At 70.2% G+C, this 16,679-nt stretch carries 13 protein-coding genes; 5 read left to right on the forward strand and 8 right to left on the reverse strand.

Going from position 1 to position 16,679, the window contains the following annotated elements; genetic code table 11:
• Positions 1 to 63 precede the first annotated feature (63 nt).
• The 3 genes from J2X63_RS08135 to J2X63_RS08145 all read left to right on the forward strand — a co-directional run bounded on the left by J2X63_RS08135 (position 64) and on the right by J2X63_RS08145 (position 5,247).
• Entirely contained in the window at positions 64 to 1,014 is a 951-nt protein-coding gene (locus J2X63_RS08135) for an ABC transporter permease (protein ID WP_309975948.1), read from the forward strand.
• Between the two features lie 9 nt (positions 1,015 to 1,023).
• On the forward strand, positions 1,024 to 1,824 hold the full coding sequence (locus tag J2X63_RS08140) for an ABC transporter permease (RefSeq protein ID WP_309975950.1): 801 nt from the start codon (positions 1,024 to 1,026) through the stop codon (positions 1,822 to 1,824).
• 213 nt (positions 1,825 to 2,037) lie between these two features.
• Positions 2,038 to 5,247 (forward strand): ExeM/NucH family extracellular endonuclease, encoded by a 3,210-nt coding sequence (locus J2X63_RS08145; RefSeq protein ID WP_309975952.1) that lies wholly within the window; start codon positions 2,038 to 2,040, stop codon positions 5,245 to 5,247.
• 129 nt (positions 5,248 to 5,376) lie between these two features.
• On the opposite strand, the gene J2X63_RS08150 is transcribed toward J2X63_RS08145, so the two are convergent.
• Both J2X63_RS08150 and J2X63_RS08155 read right to left on the reverse strand, forming a co-directional pair.
• Complete coding sequence (locus J2X63_RS08150) at positions 5,377 to 7,287, reverse strand: substrate-binding domain-containing protein (protein ID WP_309975954.1); 1,911 nt, start codon at positions 7,285 to 7,287, stop codon at positions 5,377 to 5,379.
• Positions 7,288 to 7,463: 176 nt separating this feature from the next.
• Positions 7,464 to 8,018, reverse strand: coding sequence for a hypothetical protein (locus J2X63_RS08155; protein ID WP_309975956.1), 555 nt, complete (start codon positions 8,016 to 8,018; stop codon positions 7,464 to 7,466).
• A 106-nt stretch (positions 8,019 to 8,124) separates the two neighbouring features.
• On the opposite strand from J2X63_RS08155, the gene J2X63_RS08160 reads away from it, so the two are divergent.
• The gene (locus tag J2X63_RS08160; RefSeq protein WP_309975957.1) at positions 8,125 to 8,730 is read left to right on the forward strand and encodes a nucleoside deaminase; all 606 of its coding nucleotides are present in this window, start codon (positions 8,125 to 8,127) and stop codon (positions 8,728 to 8,730) included.
• Positions 8,731 to 8,839: 109 nt separating this feature from the next.
• On the opposite strand, the gene J2X63_RS08165 is transcribed toward J2X63_RS08160, so the two are convergent.
• On the reverse strand, positions 8,840 to 9,649 hold the full coding sequence (locus tag J2X63_RS08165; protein ID WP_309975959.1) for a hypothetical protein: 810 nt from the start codon (positions 9,647 to 9,649) through the stop codon (positions 8,840 to 8,842).
• Between the two features lie 339 nt (positions 9,650 to 9,988).
• Between J2X63_RS08165 and J2X63_RS08170 the strand changes: the two genes are divergently transcribed.
• The gene (locus J2X63_RS08170) at positions 9,989 to 10,510 is read left to right on the forward strand and encodes a MarR family winged helix-turn-helix transcriptional regulator (RefSeq protein WP_309975961.1); all 522 of its coding nucleotides are present in this window, start codon (positions 9,989 to 9,991) and stop codon (positions 10,508 to 10,510) included.
• 234 nt (positions 10,511 to 10,744) lie between these two features.
• On the opposite strand, the gene J2X63_RS08175 is transcribed toward J2X63_RS08170, so the two are convergent.
• From J2X63_RS08175 to J2X63_RS08195, 5 genes are all read right to left on the reverse strand, one after another.
• Positions 10,745 to 11,881, reverse strand: a complete 1,137-nt coding sequence (locus J2X63_RS08175; RefSeq protein WP_309975962.1) for an ABC transporter ATP-binding protein — start codon at positions 11,879 to 11,881, stop codon at positions 10,745 to 10,747.
• Positions 11,878 to 12,909 carry an ABC transporter permease gene (locus J2X63_RS08180; RefSeq protein WP_309975964.1) on the reverse strand — a complete coding sequence of 344 codons (1,032 nt, stop codon included), beginning with the start codon at positions 12,907 to 12,909 and terminating at the stop codon, positions 11,878 to 11,880. The genes J2X63_RS08175 and J2X63_RS08180 overlap by 4 nt, the downstream gene beginning before the upstream one ends.
• A gap of 1 nt (position 12,910) precedes the next feature.
• Entirely contained in the window at positions 12,911 to 13,891 is a 981-nt protein-coding gene (locus tag J2X63_RS08185) for an ABC transporter permease (protein WP_309975967.1), read from the reverse strand.
• On the reverse strand, positions 13,888 to 14,928 hold the full coding sequence (locus J2X63_RS08190; RefSeq protein WP_309975969.1) for an ABC transporter ATP-binding protein: 1,041 nt from the start codon (positions 14,926 to 14,928) through the stop codon (positions 13,888 to 13,890). Before J2X63_RS08190 ends, J2X63_RS08185 begins: the two co-directional genes overlap by 4 nt.
• Positions 14,929 to 15,001: 73 nt before the next feature.
• Positions 15,002 to 16,660 (reverse strand): ABC transporter substrate-binding protein, encoded by a 1,659-nt coding sequence (locus J2X63_RS08195; protein WP_309975971.1) that lies wholly within the window; start codon positions 16,658 to 16,660, stop codon positions 15,002 to 15,004.
• Between the last annotated feature and the right edge of the window lie 19 nt (positions 16,661 to 16,679).

Consider the following 16,679-nt stretch of genomic DNA (forward strand, 5'->3'; position numbering starts at 1 on the left):
CGAGGACGCCACTCCCTCCGGCGCCTCGGCCCGCAGGACCCCGTTCGAGACGAAGGACCACGCATGACGACGCACGCTCCCGCTCCGCCCGGCGCCCAGGCGAACGCGCCCGGCCACGCGCGTGACGCGGTGCCGCAGCCCCGCCGCACGCCGGCGCGCGCGGCATCCGTGTTCCTGAGCACCCACCCGCGCACCCGGCTGGCCCTGCTGCTCGGTGCACCGCTGTTCTGGCTCGGCATCGTCTACATCGTGGCGCTCGTGCTGCTGCTCGTCACCGCGTTCTGGTCGGTCGACAGCTTCACCGGCGAGATCAGCCAGACGTGGACGCTCGACAACATCATCACCGTGGTCACCGGGTCGCTGTACCAGACCGTGACCCTGCGCACCCTCGGCGTGGCCCTCGCGGTGACCCTGATCGACGTGCTCCTCGCGCTGCCCATCGCGTTCTTCATGGCGAAGGTCGCGTCGCCCCGGATGCAGCGCATCCTCGTCATCGCGGTGCTCACGCCGCTGTGGGCGTCGTACCTCGTCAAGGCGTACGCCTGGCGCTCGGTGCTCTCGCAGGACGGCATCCTCGAGTGGCTGGTGGCGCCGTTCGGCGGGCACACGCCGGGCTACGGCCTGCCGGCGACGATCATCACGCTGTCGTACCTCTGGCTGCCGTACGTGATCCTCCCCATCTATGCGGGACTGGAGCGCGTGCCCGACTCGCTGCTCGAGGCATCCGCGGATCTCGGAGGCCGCACGTGGCCGACCATTCGCCTGGTGGTCTTCCCGCTGGTGCTGCCCGCCATCATCGCGGGCACCATCTTCAGCTTCTCGCTGTCGCTCGGCGACTACATCACCGTGAACATCGTGGGCGGCGCGAACCAGATGCTCGGCAACCTCGTCTACACGAACGTGGGCGCGGCGAACAACCTGCCGCTCGCGTCGGCGATCGCGCTCATCCCGATCGTGATCATCTTCGGCTACCTCTTCCTCGTGCGGCGCACCGGCGCCCTCGACAACCTCTAGGGGCGACGGATGCGACTCTCCCGACTCTCCCGCACGACGCTCGGCGTCGTGACGGGGCTGATCCTGCTCCTCGTCTACGTGCCGCTGCTCGTGGTGCTCGTGAATTCGTTCTCGACGTCGACCTCGCTGACCTGGCCGCCGCCCGGGTTCACGCTCGCGTGGTGGGGCCGCGCGTTCCAGAGCGCCGGGGCCATGGAGGCGGTGGCCACCAGCGTGCAGATCGCCGTGGTCGCGACGATCATCTCGCTCGTGCTCGGCACGCTCATCTCGATCGCGCTGCAGCGGTTCTCGTTCTTCGGCCGCGACGCGATCAGCCTGCTGATCATCCTGCCGATCGCGCTGCCCGGCATCATCACCGGTATCGCGCTGAACAACTTCTTCCGCACGATCATGGGAGTGCCGCTCTCGATCTGGACGGTCGTGATCGCCCACGCCACGTTCTGCATCGTCACCGTCTTCAACAACGTGATCGCGCGCCTGCGCCGACAGGGCACGAACCTCGAGGAGGCCTCGGCCGACCTCGGCGCCGGGGTGTGGACCACGTTCCGGCTGGTGACGTTCCCGCAGCTGCGGTCGGCGCTGCTCGCGGGCGGCCTGCTCGCGTTCGCGCTCTCCTTCGACGAGATCATCGTCACGACGTTCACCGCGGGATCGGGCGTCACGACGTTGCCCATCTTCATCCTGAACAACATGTTCCGGCCGAACCAGGCGCCGGTCGTGTCGGTGATCGCCGTCGTGCTCGTGGTCGTGTCGATCATCCCGATCTACATCGCGCAGCGGCTGTCGGGGTCGGAGCAGCAGCGACGGTAGATCGAGCCGAGCGGATGCCGCGAGGCAGTGTCGGGCGTCGGCGGGCCACGCGCGCTGCTGCTCATGTGAGCGCGGATGTCGCGGCATCCTGCACATGTGGGCGGTTCACCGACTCTTCACGCGCTCGGGCCTTCCCCGGCGTCGGAACGCTCCCGTAGTCTGACCCCGTTCGGGGGCCGGGAGGGCTCCGTTTCCGTGAGGCAGGGAGTTCCCATGATCCACTCCGTCCGACGCGTCGCCGTCACCGTCGCCGCAGCATCGTTGCTGGCGGTCGGGGTGTCCGCGACTCCAGCGCTCGCGGCGGAACCCGCGACCGACCTGCTCATCAGCGAGGTCGTCGAGGGCAGCTCCAACAACAAGGCGTTCGAGATCGCGAACCCGACGGATGCCGCGATCGACCTCTCGACCTACTCGGTGGCCATGTACTTCAACGGCAGCGCCACGTCGACGCTCTCGGTGCCGCTCACGGGCACCGTGGCAGCAGGCGACGTGCACGTCGTCGTCAATGCGCTGGCGGGCGCGCCGCTGCTCGCGTTCTCCGACCAGACCGTCTCCGGCAACTGGTTCAACGGCGACGACGCCCTCGTGCTCCGCCACGGCGACGCGGTCGTCGACTCGTTCGGCCAGGTCGGGTCCGACCCGGGCAGCGAGTGGGGCTCCGGCCAGGCCTCCACCCAGGACAACACGTTGCGCCGCCTCGCCTCCGTGTGCGTCGGCGACACGAACACGACCGACGCGTTCGACCCCGCCACGCAGTGGGCCGGATTCCCCGTCGACACCTTCGACGGACTCGGATCGCACACGACCGACTGCGGCGACGTGGAGCCCGCGGCCCCGGTCATCAACGAGTTCTCGGCGAGCACCGCCGGCGACGACGTCGAGTACGTCGAGCTCCTCGCCGAGCCCGGCACCGACCTCAGTGGTCTTCGGGTCCTCGAGATCGAGGGCGACTTTGCGGCCGGCGCGCCCACCGCACCCGGCACGGTCGACGAGGTCATCTCGTTCGGCGCACCCGACGCCGACGGGCGGGCGCTGGCCACGCTCCCGGCCAACGCACTCGAGAACGGCACCGTCTCGCTCCTGCTCGTGCAGGGCTTCGCCGGAGCGCTCGGCAACGACCTCGACGCGAACGACGACGGCACGCTCGAACTGCCCGACGGGGTCACCCTCGTCGACGCCGTCGCGGTCAACGACGGCGGCGCCGGCGACCGGACCTACGGTGGCGTCACCCTCGGGGTCGCCTACGACGGGCTCGCCTTCGCGCCCGGCGGCGCCTCCCGCATCCCCGACGGCGCCGACACCGACACGTCGGCCGACTGGGTGCGCAACGACTTCGACAAGGCGGGCATCCCGGGCAACACCGGCACCCTCATCGAGGGCGAGGCGCTCAACACGCCGGGTGCGGCGAACTCGACCGGCAACGACCCCGAGCCCCCCGGCGGTGCCAACTGCGAGGCGCCGACCGTGGCGATCGGATCGGTGCAGGGCGCCACGGATGTCTCTCCCGTGGTCGGCTCGACTGTCGAGCTCGAGGGCACCGTCGTCGGCGACTTCCAGACCGGCGGATTCGACGGGTACTACCTGCAGGACGCCGGAGACGGCAACGCCGCGACCTCCGACGGCATCTTCGTCTTCGCCTCCGGGGGCCTCGACGTCGCCCTCGGCGACCAGGTGCACGTCGTGGGCAAGGTCAGCGAGTTCTTCGGCATGACCGAGGTCACGGCCACCGGCGCCGCGATCTGCGCCACCGGCGGCGAGCTGCCCCCGGCCGCGCAGATCACGCTCCCCGCCGACCCCGCCGGCTACGAGGCCCTCGAGGGCATGCGGGTCACACTCCCGCAGTCGCTGAAGATCGAGGAGTACTTCGAGTTCGGGCGCTTCGGCACGGTCACGCTGGGCACCGAGCGCCACATGCAGCCGACCGCCGTCTACGACGCCGGTTCGCCCGAGGCGATCGCGCTCGCCGAGGCCAACGCCCGCGACACGATCACGCTCGACGACGGCCGCAGCCAGGAGAACCCCGACCCCGCGATCCACCCGAACGGTGAGGTCTTCACGCTCGCGAACACGTTCCGCGGTGGCGACCTCGTCGCCAATGCCACCGGCGTGCTCGACTACCGCTTCGACACGTGGGGCGTGCAGCCCACCGAAGGCGCCGACTTCACGTCGGTGAACCCGCGCCCCGCGGTGCCCGAGGTCGGTGGCACCACCACGGTGGCCAGCTTCAACGTGCTCAACTACTTCACGACGCTCAACGATCGCGGCGCCAACACCGCCGAGGAGTTCGAGCGGCAGGAGGCGAAGATCGTCAGCGCGATCTCGCAGCTCGACGCCGATGTCGTGGGGCTCATCGAGATCGAGAACAACGGCGGCACCGCCGTGAACACGCTCGTCGACGCCCTCAACGAGGTGATGGGCGCCGGCACCTACGACGCCATCGACACCGGCGTGGTGGGCACCGACGCGATCACGACGGCCTTCATCTACAAGCCCGCCGAGGTCGAGCCCGTGGGTCGCTTCGCGATCCTGGACACGAGCGTGGACCCCCGCTTCCTCGACGACTTCAACCGCCCGGCGCTCGCGCAGACGTACCGCGACCTCGAGACCGGCGGCGATGTGACCGTCGTCGTCAATCACCTGAAGTCGAAGGGCTCCGACTGCAATGCGGTCGGCGACCCCACCGACCCCATCGGGCAGGGCAACTGCAACGGCGTCCGCACGGCGGCGGCTGAAGCCCTCGTCGACTGGCTGGCCACGGGACCGACCGGCGCCGAGCCGGGCCGCGACCTGATCATCGGCGACCTGAACTCGTACGACAAGGAGGACCCGATCCAGGTCATCACCGGTGCGGGCTACACCGACCTCACCCTGCGGGACCAGGGCGAGTTCGCCTACTCATACGTCTTCGACGGCCAGCTGGGCTACCTCGACTACGCGCTCGCCGGCAGCGGCATCGCCGATGAGGTCACGAAGGCCGAGCACTGGAACATCAACTCCGACGAGCCGAGCCTCATCGACTACGACATGACGTTCAAGAAGCCGGCCCAGGACGCGCTGTTCGCGCCCGACCCCTTCCGGTCCAGCGACCACGACCCCGTGCTCATCGGCCTCGACCTGACGCCGCCCGACACGACCGCTCCCGAGCTCGTGCTCACGGCGACGCCCGACCGGATCTTCCCGCCCAACAACAAGTGGCGCACCGTCACGGTCGATGTCGAAGCGACGGATGACTCGGGCGGACCGGTCACGGTCGAGCTGGTGGACGCGCAGGCCGCCGGCCACAAGGCCGAGGTCCGTGTCGTCTCCGACACCGAGTTCCAGGTCGTCGCTCGCATCGGCGCGGAGTACACCTTCACCTATGAGGCCACCGACGCGAGCGGCAACACCGCCGCCCAGTCGGTCACGGTGCGAGTCGGTCCCTGAGGTCCCCCGACGACTCGCCCACGATGACGGATGCCGCGCAGCCCCGGGCTGCGCGGCATTCGCCGTTCTCACGGACTTCGCCGCACCACGTGGCGCTCCATGGGCGGCGCCGGCTGAAGCGGTCGGCTCTCAGAAGCTCGTGACGAGGTCGCCCAGGACGTCCCCGACCTTGGTCGGGTCGGTGGCGTCGTAGTAGTGGGCGCCGGTCGCGCTGGAGATCGACTGCAGCGTCGCGACGTCGGCGTCGGCGCCATAGGCGAGCGTGAAGACGAGCACCGGGTTGTGGTCGTGGTGGCCCTTGAGGCCTCCGAGCATCTGGTCGGCGGAGATCGTCGGATACAGGGTCTCGTTCTTCCCGTCGCTCAGCAGCACGATGGCGTTGATGCGATCGGCGTGCCAGTCTTCCGAACGCTCATGCACGAAGGTGTCGACGGCCGAGTAGAGCGGCGTGAACTCGATGGGCTTCAGGGCTCCAAGGCCCTTCAGGAATCCTGCTCGCCCGGTGCCGATGTCGGCCACGGGACTGACGAGTCCGGGAGTGATGGCGCCGTCGTCCCCGGCCGAGAACGCGGCGAGGCCGACGTTGTCGCCGGGCGTGAAGTGACCGAGCGCCTGCGTGATCGCGTCCTTGGCGGCGGCCAGCTTCGTCTTCCCGCCGGTGATCGGCTCTTCCATGGATCCCGAGACGTCGACGAGGAACAGCACCTCGGCGCGCTTGCGCACGTCGGGGAAGGCCTCGTGGGACGCGCGGATGATCCGCGTGCTCGGGAAGGGCAGCGCCCCGGTCTGGTCGGTCGCGAGCGTGCCGACCTCGGCGACGAGGGGGTCGAGCTCGCCGTTGAGGTCGCGGTATCCCGACTCGCGCACGATCTGCTGGCCCTGCTTGGTCGCGGTGTACCGCAGGAAGTCCCGGCCGGCCGCGGTCTCGGCATCGTCGACCCAGGTGCCGGTCATCACCACGGCCGGATTGTCGGCCTCGTAGAAGCCGTCGCTCGGGTAGATCGGCACGAGTTGCTCCTCGGGCGGATCGCTCTGCACGCGCGTGACGCCGTCGCGGCTCGTGATGCCGCGGTTGTAGTCCCAGACCGACTTCTCGTCGACGATCACCGCCGAGAGGAAGTCGGCGACCGATCCGGCATCCTCGGACTGGCGGGCGTGCCAGAGGAAGTGCTCGGGGGTCGCCATGTAGTGGCTCGTCGAGAGCTCATGCCGGCGCACCTCGTCGGTGATGTCGGGGTCCTCGATCTGGTCGGCGGTCAGGTCCGCGAGCGAGCCCGCGGCCGAGCCGTAGGAGGCGAGGAGCGCCGCCTCGCCGGAGCTGGCGATGAGCGGGCTGGTCTTGCCGAGCTTGAACGTGCCCCACTCGGGGTGGCCGAGATCGCTCCAGGCGTTCTCATCCTCGGACGCCGCGAAGACGTCGTCCCAGGTGGGGGCCTCCGCATCCCAGCCGATCGCCGTCGCGAGCCCCTGCGGCATCGCGAGGACGATGTCGGATGACCCGACGCTCGCGCTCTCGGCGGGGACGCTGGCTCCTCCGCCGGTGTTGCGGGCGAGCCCGATCCACGAGCTGGCGTCGGGGATCCACACCGTCGGACGCTGGTCCTCGGGAATGCTCTGGAAGTTGGCTGCAGCGTCCTCGGCGGCCAGTCCGGACTTGTCCTTCGTCGCGACGACGGTCACGCACGTGCCATCGACGTCGCGAGGCTGCCCGTTGTAACCGTCGACGAGACGCGCGACCATCTCGGAGTTCTCGAGCGAGGAGAGCACCGTCACGGTCGTGCACGGCGCGGCGCCGGGCGCCGCAGCCGGCTCGTCATCTGCGAACACCACCGGCTCGGCTCCGATGGGCGTTTCGGTGGCTGCGCCCGCCTCATCGGGCTGGCCTTGGCCGTTGAGCAGCACTGCCGTTGCGGTGCCGCCTGCGGCGAGCACCAGGACGAGCGCGCCTGCGACGACGATCCACCGCCTGCGTGAACGGCGGCGGCGTTGCTCGCGCTCTCGGCGCTGCGCGCGGCGCGGCTCGGGGGCCCCGGCACTCACGCGGTCCATCCGATCTCGGGATGGCGATCGTGCGCGGGATCACCGATCACCGTACGAGGGGATCCGACTGCAAGCGGCGATCCGGTTGCGCGACGAACGGCAGCGGTGGGCAAGGTTTGTCCTCGGGTGGGGGGAAGGGACGAAACTGAGCATATATCGGGCACCTGAGCGAGCCCTCAGGACGTGGAGTTGACCATGCCGATGATCACGGCGGTCCACCAGGCGACCTGCGAGACGACCGCGCTCCCGATGAATCGCACGCGAGCCCGCTTGGGAAGCGCCGCGAAGCGCATCTTCCGCGGGAAGCGGGCGAAGTACATCGTCCACCGGGTCAGGGCGACGCCGTTCAGCGAGAGCACGAGCACGGCGGCCAGCTTGACGAGCGTCGCCGGCGACGAGAGGTCGGGATGGAGGAGTGCACCGCTCGCGAGGAGGCCGATCAGTCCTGCCCAGATCGGCAGCTTCAATGTGAGGTCGACTTGGCGCAGGTCGCGTACCGATCGCCACTCCGTGATCCACAGCACGCCGTACCACTCCACCATCAGCACTGCGCCGAACCCGACGATGAGGGAGGCGAGGTGCACGAAGAGCGCGACCGCGTGCAACCACGGCGGGGCCACGATGAGCTGGCTGACCCAGATCGACGCCGCCCATCCCGCTGCGATCGCGACGTAGGCCACCGCTCGCCGGCGTCGCCGGTGGCGCTGCTTGGCCTTGAGGGTCGTCGTCACGGATCCAGCGCCGGCCTCTCGCTCGTCCTGCGTACGCGCTCGCGTAGTGCGTCCGACGTCAGATTACCGAACGCGCCGGGGACCCAGGCACGGCAGAATGGGGCGCATGGACGCACCGCACGCCTCCACCTTCACCGCATCGCTGCCCCCGTGGCTCGTCGAGGAGCTGCCCGGGCTCGCCGCGGCGCCGCCCATGAGCACGCCCGAGCAGCGGGTGCAGCTCGCCAATCGGCTCGCAGATCGCAACTGGCGGGCCGGCAACGGCGGTCCGTTCGCCGCGCTCGTCGTCGACGCGGCATCCGGTGCCCTCATCTCGGTCGGCGTGAACGTGGTGCTCCAGGAGAACCTGAGCGGGGTGCACGCCGAGATGATGGCGCTGAGCCTTGCGCAGCGTCGACTGGGCCGGTGGGATCTCGGCGCCGACGGCGAGGAACTCGAGCTCGTCGTCAACTGGCGACCGTGCGTGATGTGCTACGGCGCCACCATGTGGGCCGGCGTGCGGTCGCTCGTCGTCGCGGGCGAGGGGGCCGAGGTCGAACAGCTCACCGGGTTCGATGAGGGGCCGATGCCCGGGGACTGGTCGGGGGAGTTCGAGCGACGGGGCATCCGCGTGTCCGTCGGAGTGGGTCACGACGACGCGCTCGAGGTGTTCCGTGCCTTCGGCGCGTCGGACGCGGTCGTCTACAACGCGCGCGGGGCGACCGGCTCGTAGCGTTCGTCCGCCTTGGACACGACGAAGCCGGGAGCACTGGTGCGTGCTCCCGGCTCCCATGCCTTGGTCCGGCTCATCAGCCGGGCGGCGGTGTGCAGGCCGACGAGGTTCAGGCCTCGGGGTTCGGCCGGTCGTGATGACGTCGGCCGTGTCCCTTGTGACGACGGTCCTCGTGCACGTGCACGTGGACGTGGACGTCCTGCACACTCGGCTGCGGGCCGAATCCCGGACGCGGGCCGAATCCGGGGCCGGGGCCGAAGCCCGGTCGCGGGCCGACGTCGGCACCGTGGCGGTGTCCTTCGTGGCCGAATCCGCCGTCGTGGCCGTGGCCCTCGTGGTGGCCGTAGCCGTGGCCGCCGTGGCTGCGTCCGTGCCATCCGCCGAAGCCGTGGCGCCGCCAGCCTCGCCCGCCGCGACCTCCGCGGGGGAGCTGCTGCGAGTCGTCCCAGCCGAGTTCTCGGGCGACGGCCTCGAGCGTGCGAAGCGTCGCCGCGAAGTCATCCGCGGGAACCGCTCCGGCGATGCGCTCGCGAAGCGTGCGCACCTGCTCCTCGAGGCGGTCGCGGGCCTCGCGGCCGGCGTCGGTGACCTCGGGCGGGGCGCCGTCGATCCAGCCGCGTTCGGCCAGGCGGTGGAGCGCATGCGGCTTGGCGCGGAGCCGCTCGGCGAGCCGCTCGTCGCGGACCTCGCCGGCGAGCAGGTTGAGCACGCGCCAGTCACGGCGGGTGATGCCGTCGGCGGCGAACAGTTCCTCCATCTCCTCGGAGATGCGGCGGTCGACGACCTTCAGCCAGAAGCCGAAGGGCCGGCCGGTGGGCGCGGATGCCTCGCGGTCGACTGCCTCGTCGGCGGATGCCTCACGCGGCTGGTCCTCCGCGGGGCCGTCGGGCTGATCGGGGTTGAGGTGATCGGTGGTCATGGTGTTCCTTTCCTCGGTGCGTCCGTTCGGACGCCCGGCGCGCGATGCGCGATTCGTGTTGCATGTCAATGGACATGTATATGTATAATGACATGTATGGCCCCGCCTCGTCAAGACGGACACGGTGAATCCTCAGGTTCGGCAGACTCCGTCCCGCAGCCGACCGATCCCGTCGCGGCGGTCGAGGCCGCGATGGGGGTGTTCCGCGGGCGCGGCCCGGGTGGGCCGTTCGGTCCGGGCCCGTTCGGCGGCGGCCCCGGCGCCGGCGGCATGGGCCCCCGGGGGTGGGGCGGTCCTCGCGGCGGGCACGGCGCACCCGACGGCGCGCACGATCACGCAGTGGCCGAACACGGCGAGCCCGCCGACCACGACGGCCCCCGCGACCACGACGACCCGTCTGACGGCGCTGGACGCCGCGGCGGCTGGGGTGGTCCGGCGGGCCCGGGCGGGCACGGCGGATGGGGCGGCCCGGGCGGTCCCGGCGGCTGGGGGGGACGGGGCGGATGGGGCGGCCCAGGTGGCCGGGGCGGTCATGCGGCGATCCGGGTGCTGATGGTGCTGGCCGATCACGGGCCGAGCTCCGTGAGCGATCTCGCCGCGGCGGTCGGCGTGGACCAGCCCCGCGCCAGCCGACTCGTGCAGGCCGCCGTCGACGCGGGCCACGTGCGACGCGAGGTGGACCCGAGCGACGCACGGCGCAGCATCCTGGTCATCACCGACGCCGGACGCACGGCGCTCTCGACCGTGCTCGATCATCGGCGCACCGCGGTCGAGCAGGCGCTCGCCGACTTCTCGCCGGCCGAGCGCGAGGAGTTCGCCCGCCTGCTCACCCGCTTCGCGGAGGCCTGGCGCCGCGGCTGACCCCCAGGGCCGTATCGGGGTGTCCGTCCGCTGCCCGCGGGAGGAGTTCCCCCGCGCGGAACGGGCTTCATGGGTCGTCCGCTGCCCCGCGGGAGGAGTTCCGCGCGAGCGGAGGACCGATGCGGGGAATCCGGCCCGCGCTCGTGCGAGGCTCCTCCGCCCGCGGAGGTGACGTAGCGCGCCACCGCGAAGAAGCGCCGGGCACGGCGGCGACCGCGCCGAACGCCGACGGGCTCAGCGCAGTGACAGCTCCGCGGGCACCGGCAGCGGCTCCTCGCCGACCGCGCGCACCGCGGCCGGATCGTGGCGCAGGCACGCGACCGAGCGCCGCGGGTCGTCGCCTTCCACGTTCGGGTGCACGAGCTCGGGGTTCACCTCGGAGCAGGCGTCGAACGCGAACGCGCAACGGTCGCGGAAGGGGCATCCGCCGCCGAGCTTCGAAAGGTCGGGCGGCGAGCCGGGGATGCCGGTGAGCTCGCGCCGAGGCCCGCGCAGCGGCGGGAACGAGTGCAGCAGGGCCGACGAGTACGGATGCCGCGGCCGCTGGTACACGTCGAGCGCGGCCGCGTCCTCGACGATCTCGCCCGCGTACATGATGGCGATGCGGTCGGCGATCTCGATGAGCAGCGACACGTCGTGGGTGATGAAGATCACCGAGAAGCCGAGTCGCTCGCGCAGGTCGGAGATCTGCTCCACGATCTGCCGCTGCATCACGACGTCGAGCGCGGTCGTGGGCTCGTCCATGATGAGCACCTGCGGATCGAGGGCCAGCGCCATCGCGATCATCACGCGCTGGCGCATGCCGCCCGACAGCTGGTGCGGGTACGACCGCAGGCGGTCGGGCGAGATGCCCACGAGCTCGAGGAGCTCGGCCGATCGCTCGAGCGCCTCCTTCTGCGAGACCTCGGGGCGGTGGGCGCGGATGCCATCGGCGATCTGCCGCCCGATGCGGAACACCGGGTTGAGCGAGTTCATCGCGCCCTGGAAGACGATCGCGAGGTCCTGCCACCGCGACGCGCGGAGCTGCGTGTCGTTCAGTCGCAGGATGTCGGTCTGCCGGCCGTCGCGGTCGGTGAAGAGCACCTCGCCGCCGGTGATGAGCCCCGGCGGCGGGAGCAGCCGCGTCGCCGCGTAGGCGAGCGTGGACTTGCCGCAGCCCGACTCGCCGGCGAGGCCGAGCACCTCGCCGCGACCGAGTGTGAGCGACACCTGGCGCAGCACGTGCACGGGGTCGCCGTCGTAGCCGTAGTCGACCGAGAGGTTCTTGATCTCGAGCACGGGGTCACTCACCGGCGTGAGGGGCTGCGGGTGGCCGAGTGGCCGGCCGAGCGGGTCGCCGAGCGGCCGGCCCTGCGGATCCGTGAGCGTCATGCGCGGTCCTCCTTCGCCTCGTAGACGACCGGCGTGAAGCCGATGCGGGGTCGGATGCCGCGCGTGCGCAGCGACTTCGCGTTCAGGCCGGTGGAGCGCAGGCGCGGGTTGACGAACTCGTCGATGCCGAAGTTGATGAGGGTCAGCGACATCCCGAGCAGTGCGATGCAGAGGCCGGCCGGCACGAACCACCACCAGGCGCCGCGCTGGAGCGCGAGCTGCGACTGCGCCTGGTAGAGCACCGTGCCCCAGTTCCACTCGCCGGTGTTGCCGATGCCGATGAACGAGAGCGTGATGAGCGAGAGCACCGCGAACGCCACCGTGCCGACGAAGCCCGCCGCGATGATCGCCGTGAGGTTCGGCAGGATCTCGGCGGTGATGATGCGCCACGTGCGCTCGCCGTTGGCGCGAGCCGCCTCGACGAAGTCGCGCCGCCGCAACGACAGCGTCTGGGCGCGCAGGACCCTGGCTCCCCACGCCCAGCCGGTGATCGCGATCACGAGCGCGACGGTGACCCCGCCGACCGTCGGCAGCTGGCCGGCGATGAGGATGATGAGCGGCAGCTGCGGGATGACGAGGAACACGTTGGCGAGCACCGACAGGGTCTCGTCGCCGAGCCCGCCCACGTAGCCGGCAGTGACGCCGACGATCACGCCGATGGTCGTGGCGACGATGCCGGCGACGAAGCCGACGACGATGACCCCGCGGGTGCCGACGAGGATCTGCGAGAACACGTCCTGCCCGAGGTGGGTGGTGCCGAACCAGTGCTCCCACGACGGCGGCTGCAGAATGTCGTCGCTGCGGGCGCTCGGGTCGTAGGGCGCGATCCACGGGCCGATGATGGCGATGAGGAAGAAGAACGCGAGGATCACCATGCCGGCGATCGCCTTCGAGTTGCGCAGGAAGAGGAACTTGCGGGGTCCCCGCGACGAGCGTCGCGGCGCCGCCGAGACCACGCCCGTGGCGGGCGCCTGCGACGGGCGCGCGAGCTCTTCGCCCTCTTCGACGATGCTGGTGTCGATCGTCATCTCAGCCCTCCTGTCGGGTGCGCGGGTCGAGCACCCCGTAGACGAAGTCCGCCACGATGTTCGCGAACAGCACCGCGAGCGTGATGACGAGGAAGATGCCCTGCATGAGCGGGTAGTCCTTCGCCGCGACCGCGGTGAAGAGGAAGTAGCCGATGCCCTGGTAGGAGAAGACGATCTCCATCACGAGGGTGCCGCCCACGATGAACCCGAGCGAGAGCGCGAAGCTCGACACCTGCGGCAGCACCGCGTTGCGGGCGGCGTAGCCGAACATCACGGCGCGCTCCGACAGGCCCTTGGCCTGGGCGACGGTGACGTAGTCCTCGGAGGAGACGGTCACCATCATGTTCCGCATGCCGAGGATCCACCCGGCGATCGACGAGATGACGATCGTCATCGCCGGCAGGAAGCCGTAGTAGATCACCGAGCCGATGAACTCCCACGACCAGGTCGGCACGAGCGACCGGTCGTAGCTGCCGCTCGCGGGGAACCAGCCCAGCGTCACGGAGAACAGCGAGATGGCGATGAGGGCCAGCCAGAAGTAGGGGACCGACGAGAAGAACGTGGAGATCGGCAGGAGCGAGTCCGCCCACGTGCCGCGGCGCCAGCCGATGCCGGTGCCGATGAGCGTGCCGATCGTGAAGCTGATGATCGTGGCGATGCCCACGAGCCCGATCGTCCACGGGAGCGCCTGCTGGATGACCTCGGTGACCGGCGTCGGGAAGTAGGTGAACGAGATGCCGAGCTCGCCGTGCAGGATGAGGTTCCAGTAGTCGAGGTACTGCTGCCAGATCGACACATCCTCATCGAGGCCGAAGAGGGCGCGCAGCGCCTCGGTCGCGTCGGGCGAGATGCGGCCCTGGTTCTTCGCGATGAGCGCGCTCACCGGGTCGCCGGGCAGGAGCCTCGGGATGATGAAGTTGATCGTCACCGCGGCCCAGAACGTGATCACGTAGAACATGAAGCGGCGCAGGAAGAACCTCATGCGCGGTCCTCCTTCGCGAGCGCCTCGACGACGGATCCGACGCGGGGGCGATCGGGTCGATCGGAATAGCCCCAGCACGCGGCCTCGCGGCCCTCGCCGACGGCCATCAGCGGCGGCACCTCGGTGCGGCACAGGTCGGTGGCGAACGGGCAGCGCGGGTTGAAGCGGCATCCGCTCGGGGGATTCACGAGGCTCGGGGCCTCACCGCGCGCGCCGCGGGCGCGCGCCTCGAGGTCGTCGGGATCGGGCGCCGAGCGCACGAGCAGCTGGGTGTACGGATGCTTCGGGTCCTGCGTCACGGACTCGGAGTCGCCGCTCTCGACGATGCGCCCGGCGTACATGACCATCGTGCGATCGGCGAAGTAGCGCGCCGACGCGATGTCGTGGGTGATGTACAGGATCGCGAGGTGCAGGCGGTCGCGCAGGTCCTGCAGCAGGTTCAGGATGCCGAGGCGGATCGACACGTCGAGCATCGAGATCGGCTCGTCGGCGAGCAGCACCTCGGGGTCGGCCGCGAGCGCTCTGGCTATGGCGACGCGCTGGCGCTGACCGCCGGAGAGCTCGTGGGGGAACTTGTCGATGTAGCGCTCCGAGGGCGTGAGCTGCACCCGGTCGAGGAGCTCCTCGAGGGCGTCCTCGAGGGCGGCGCCGCGCAGTCGGCCACGGTGGATCCGGATGCTTCGCGTGAGCGTGTAGCGCACGGTGTGCACGGGGTTCAGCGACCCGAACGGGTCCTGGAAGATCATCTGCACGCGACCGACGTAGGCGCGGAACGCCGGGCGGCGGCGGGCCGTGGCATCCGCGCCGTGGAGCAGGATGCGACCGCCCGTGGTGGGCATGAGCTGCGCGAGCAGCCGGGCGATGGTCGACTTGCCCGAGCCCGACTCGCCGACGAGGGCGAGCACGCGGCCGCGGTGCAGCTCGAGGTTCACGTCGTCGACGGCGTGCACCACGCCGCCGCGCCGCCCCGACCCGCGGAGCTTGAAGTGCTTCTGCAGGTCGACGGCCTGCAGCACGGGGGGCTCGGGTTGCGTCATGGTCACATCCTCGTGAGTGGGGGAGCCGGTGCGGTGCGACGCGAAGGCCTGCACCGCACCGGCTCGGAGCGTACTACTCGGTCGGCTTCAGCTTCGACAGGATGAGCGCCGCCTGCGGACCCGTCGGCTGCGGGTTCACGTAGGGGTCCTCGCTCGTCGGGAAGCCCGTGTAGTTCACCGTGGAGTACTGCGCCACGGCCGGACGCGACCAGATGATGATGCCGGGCACGTCCTCGACGAATCGCTGCTCGATGACGTCGAGGGCCGCCTGGCGGTCCTCATCGCTCGTTGCCGACTTGTAGGTCGCGAGCGCCTGGGTGACCTCGTCGTTCTGGTAGCGGCCGAAGTTCCAGTTGGCCGTCTCGCCGAGCGGCACGTAGGAGGCGCCGTCCATGATGTTCGAGTACATGTTCCACGGGGTGGTGCCGCCATCGGTCCAGTGCAGCGACGCCTGGAAGTTGCCGAACGGGATGGTGTCGTTGAACCACGTGTCCTGCACGATCGGCTCGACGGTGGCCTCGGCGCCGATCGACTCCGCACCCTCGGCGATGATGCCGAGCGCGTCGAGGTAGTCGGTCCAGCCGCTCGGGTTCGTGAGCGTGAAGGTCACGGGCTCGCCGTCGGGGTCGATGAGCTTCTCGCCCTCGTAGGTGTAGCCGGCATCCGTCAGCACCTTCTTCGCGCCGTCGACGTCGACCGAGAGCTCCTGGCCCTGGTACTCGTCGGAGATGAACGCGTCGCCCGAGGGCTGCGGCAGTCCGGTCACGCTCGTGATCTCGGGCCACACGCCGTACCCGGCGGTCTCGGAGATGTCACCGCGGTCGACGACCATGTTCAGTGCCTGCCGGAAGGCCACGTTGTTGAACGGCTTCGTCTCGTTGTTGAGGTAGAGCACGTCGACGCCGAAGCCGCCGCCCGCGACCTGCGCGTAGTGGTCGGGGTTCTTGGCGATGAACGTGGACTCGTAGTCGGGGATGAACGTCCACCCCCACTGCGCGTCACCGGTCGTGAGGGCCGTGGTGAGCCCGGCGTTGTCGTTGAACGCGTCGTAGCGCAGCTGCCCCACCGTGGGCTTGCCGCCCCAGTAGGCCTCGTTCGGCACGAGCGTCACGGCCTGCGGGGTGAACGTCTTGAGCGTGTACGGACCGGTGCCGATCATCTCGTCGTCGGTCCAGTTCACGGCGTCCTGGTCGGCCCAGAGGTGCTCGGGCACGATGAGGAGCTTGTAGAGCTTCGCCCGGTTGACGAACTGGCCGGTCGTGAAGTCGACGGTGACCTGGTTGCCGTCGACGCTGATGTCGCCGTACTGGTCGGGGAAGTCGATGTTCAGCTCGGGGTTGTCCTTGCGGAGCTGGATCGAGAAGGCGATGTCCTCGGCGGTGAAGTCCTCGCCGTCCGACCACTTCACGCCGTCGCGAGCGGTGATGACCGCCTGGGTCGAGTCGTCGTTCCACTCCACCGACTCGGCGAGCCACGGGATGGGGTCCTGCGTCGGGTCGATGTCGTTGACCTGCATGAGCGACTCGTAGACGACGTACGCGTAGCCGAGCGACAGCGACGCGGAGCCCGTGGCGAGCGGGTTGTGGTTGGGCTGCTGCGGGCCGTTCGGCATGCCGACGGTGAGCACCTTGCCACTGGTGTCACCGTCCCCGCCGCTGCCTGCGCTGCACCCGGTGAAAGCCAAGCCGGCGGCGACCAGTAGGGCGCCTGTGGCGAGGATGCTCTTTCGCATTTCCATGCCTCCTTGCATT

Source organism: Agromyces sp. 3263 (assembly GCF_031456545.1).
Taxonomy (GTDB): domain Bacteria; phylum Actinomycetota; class Actinomycetes; order Actinomycetales; family Microbacteriaceae; genus Agromyces.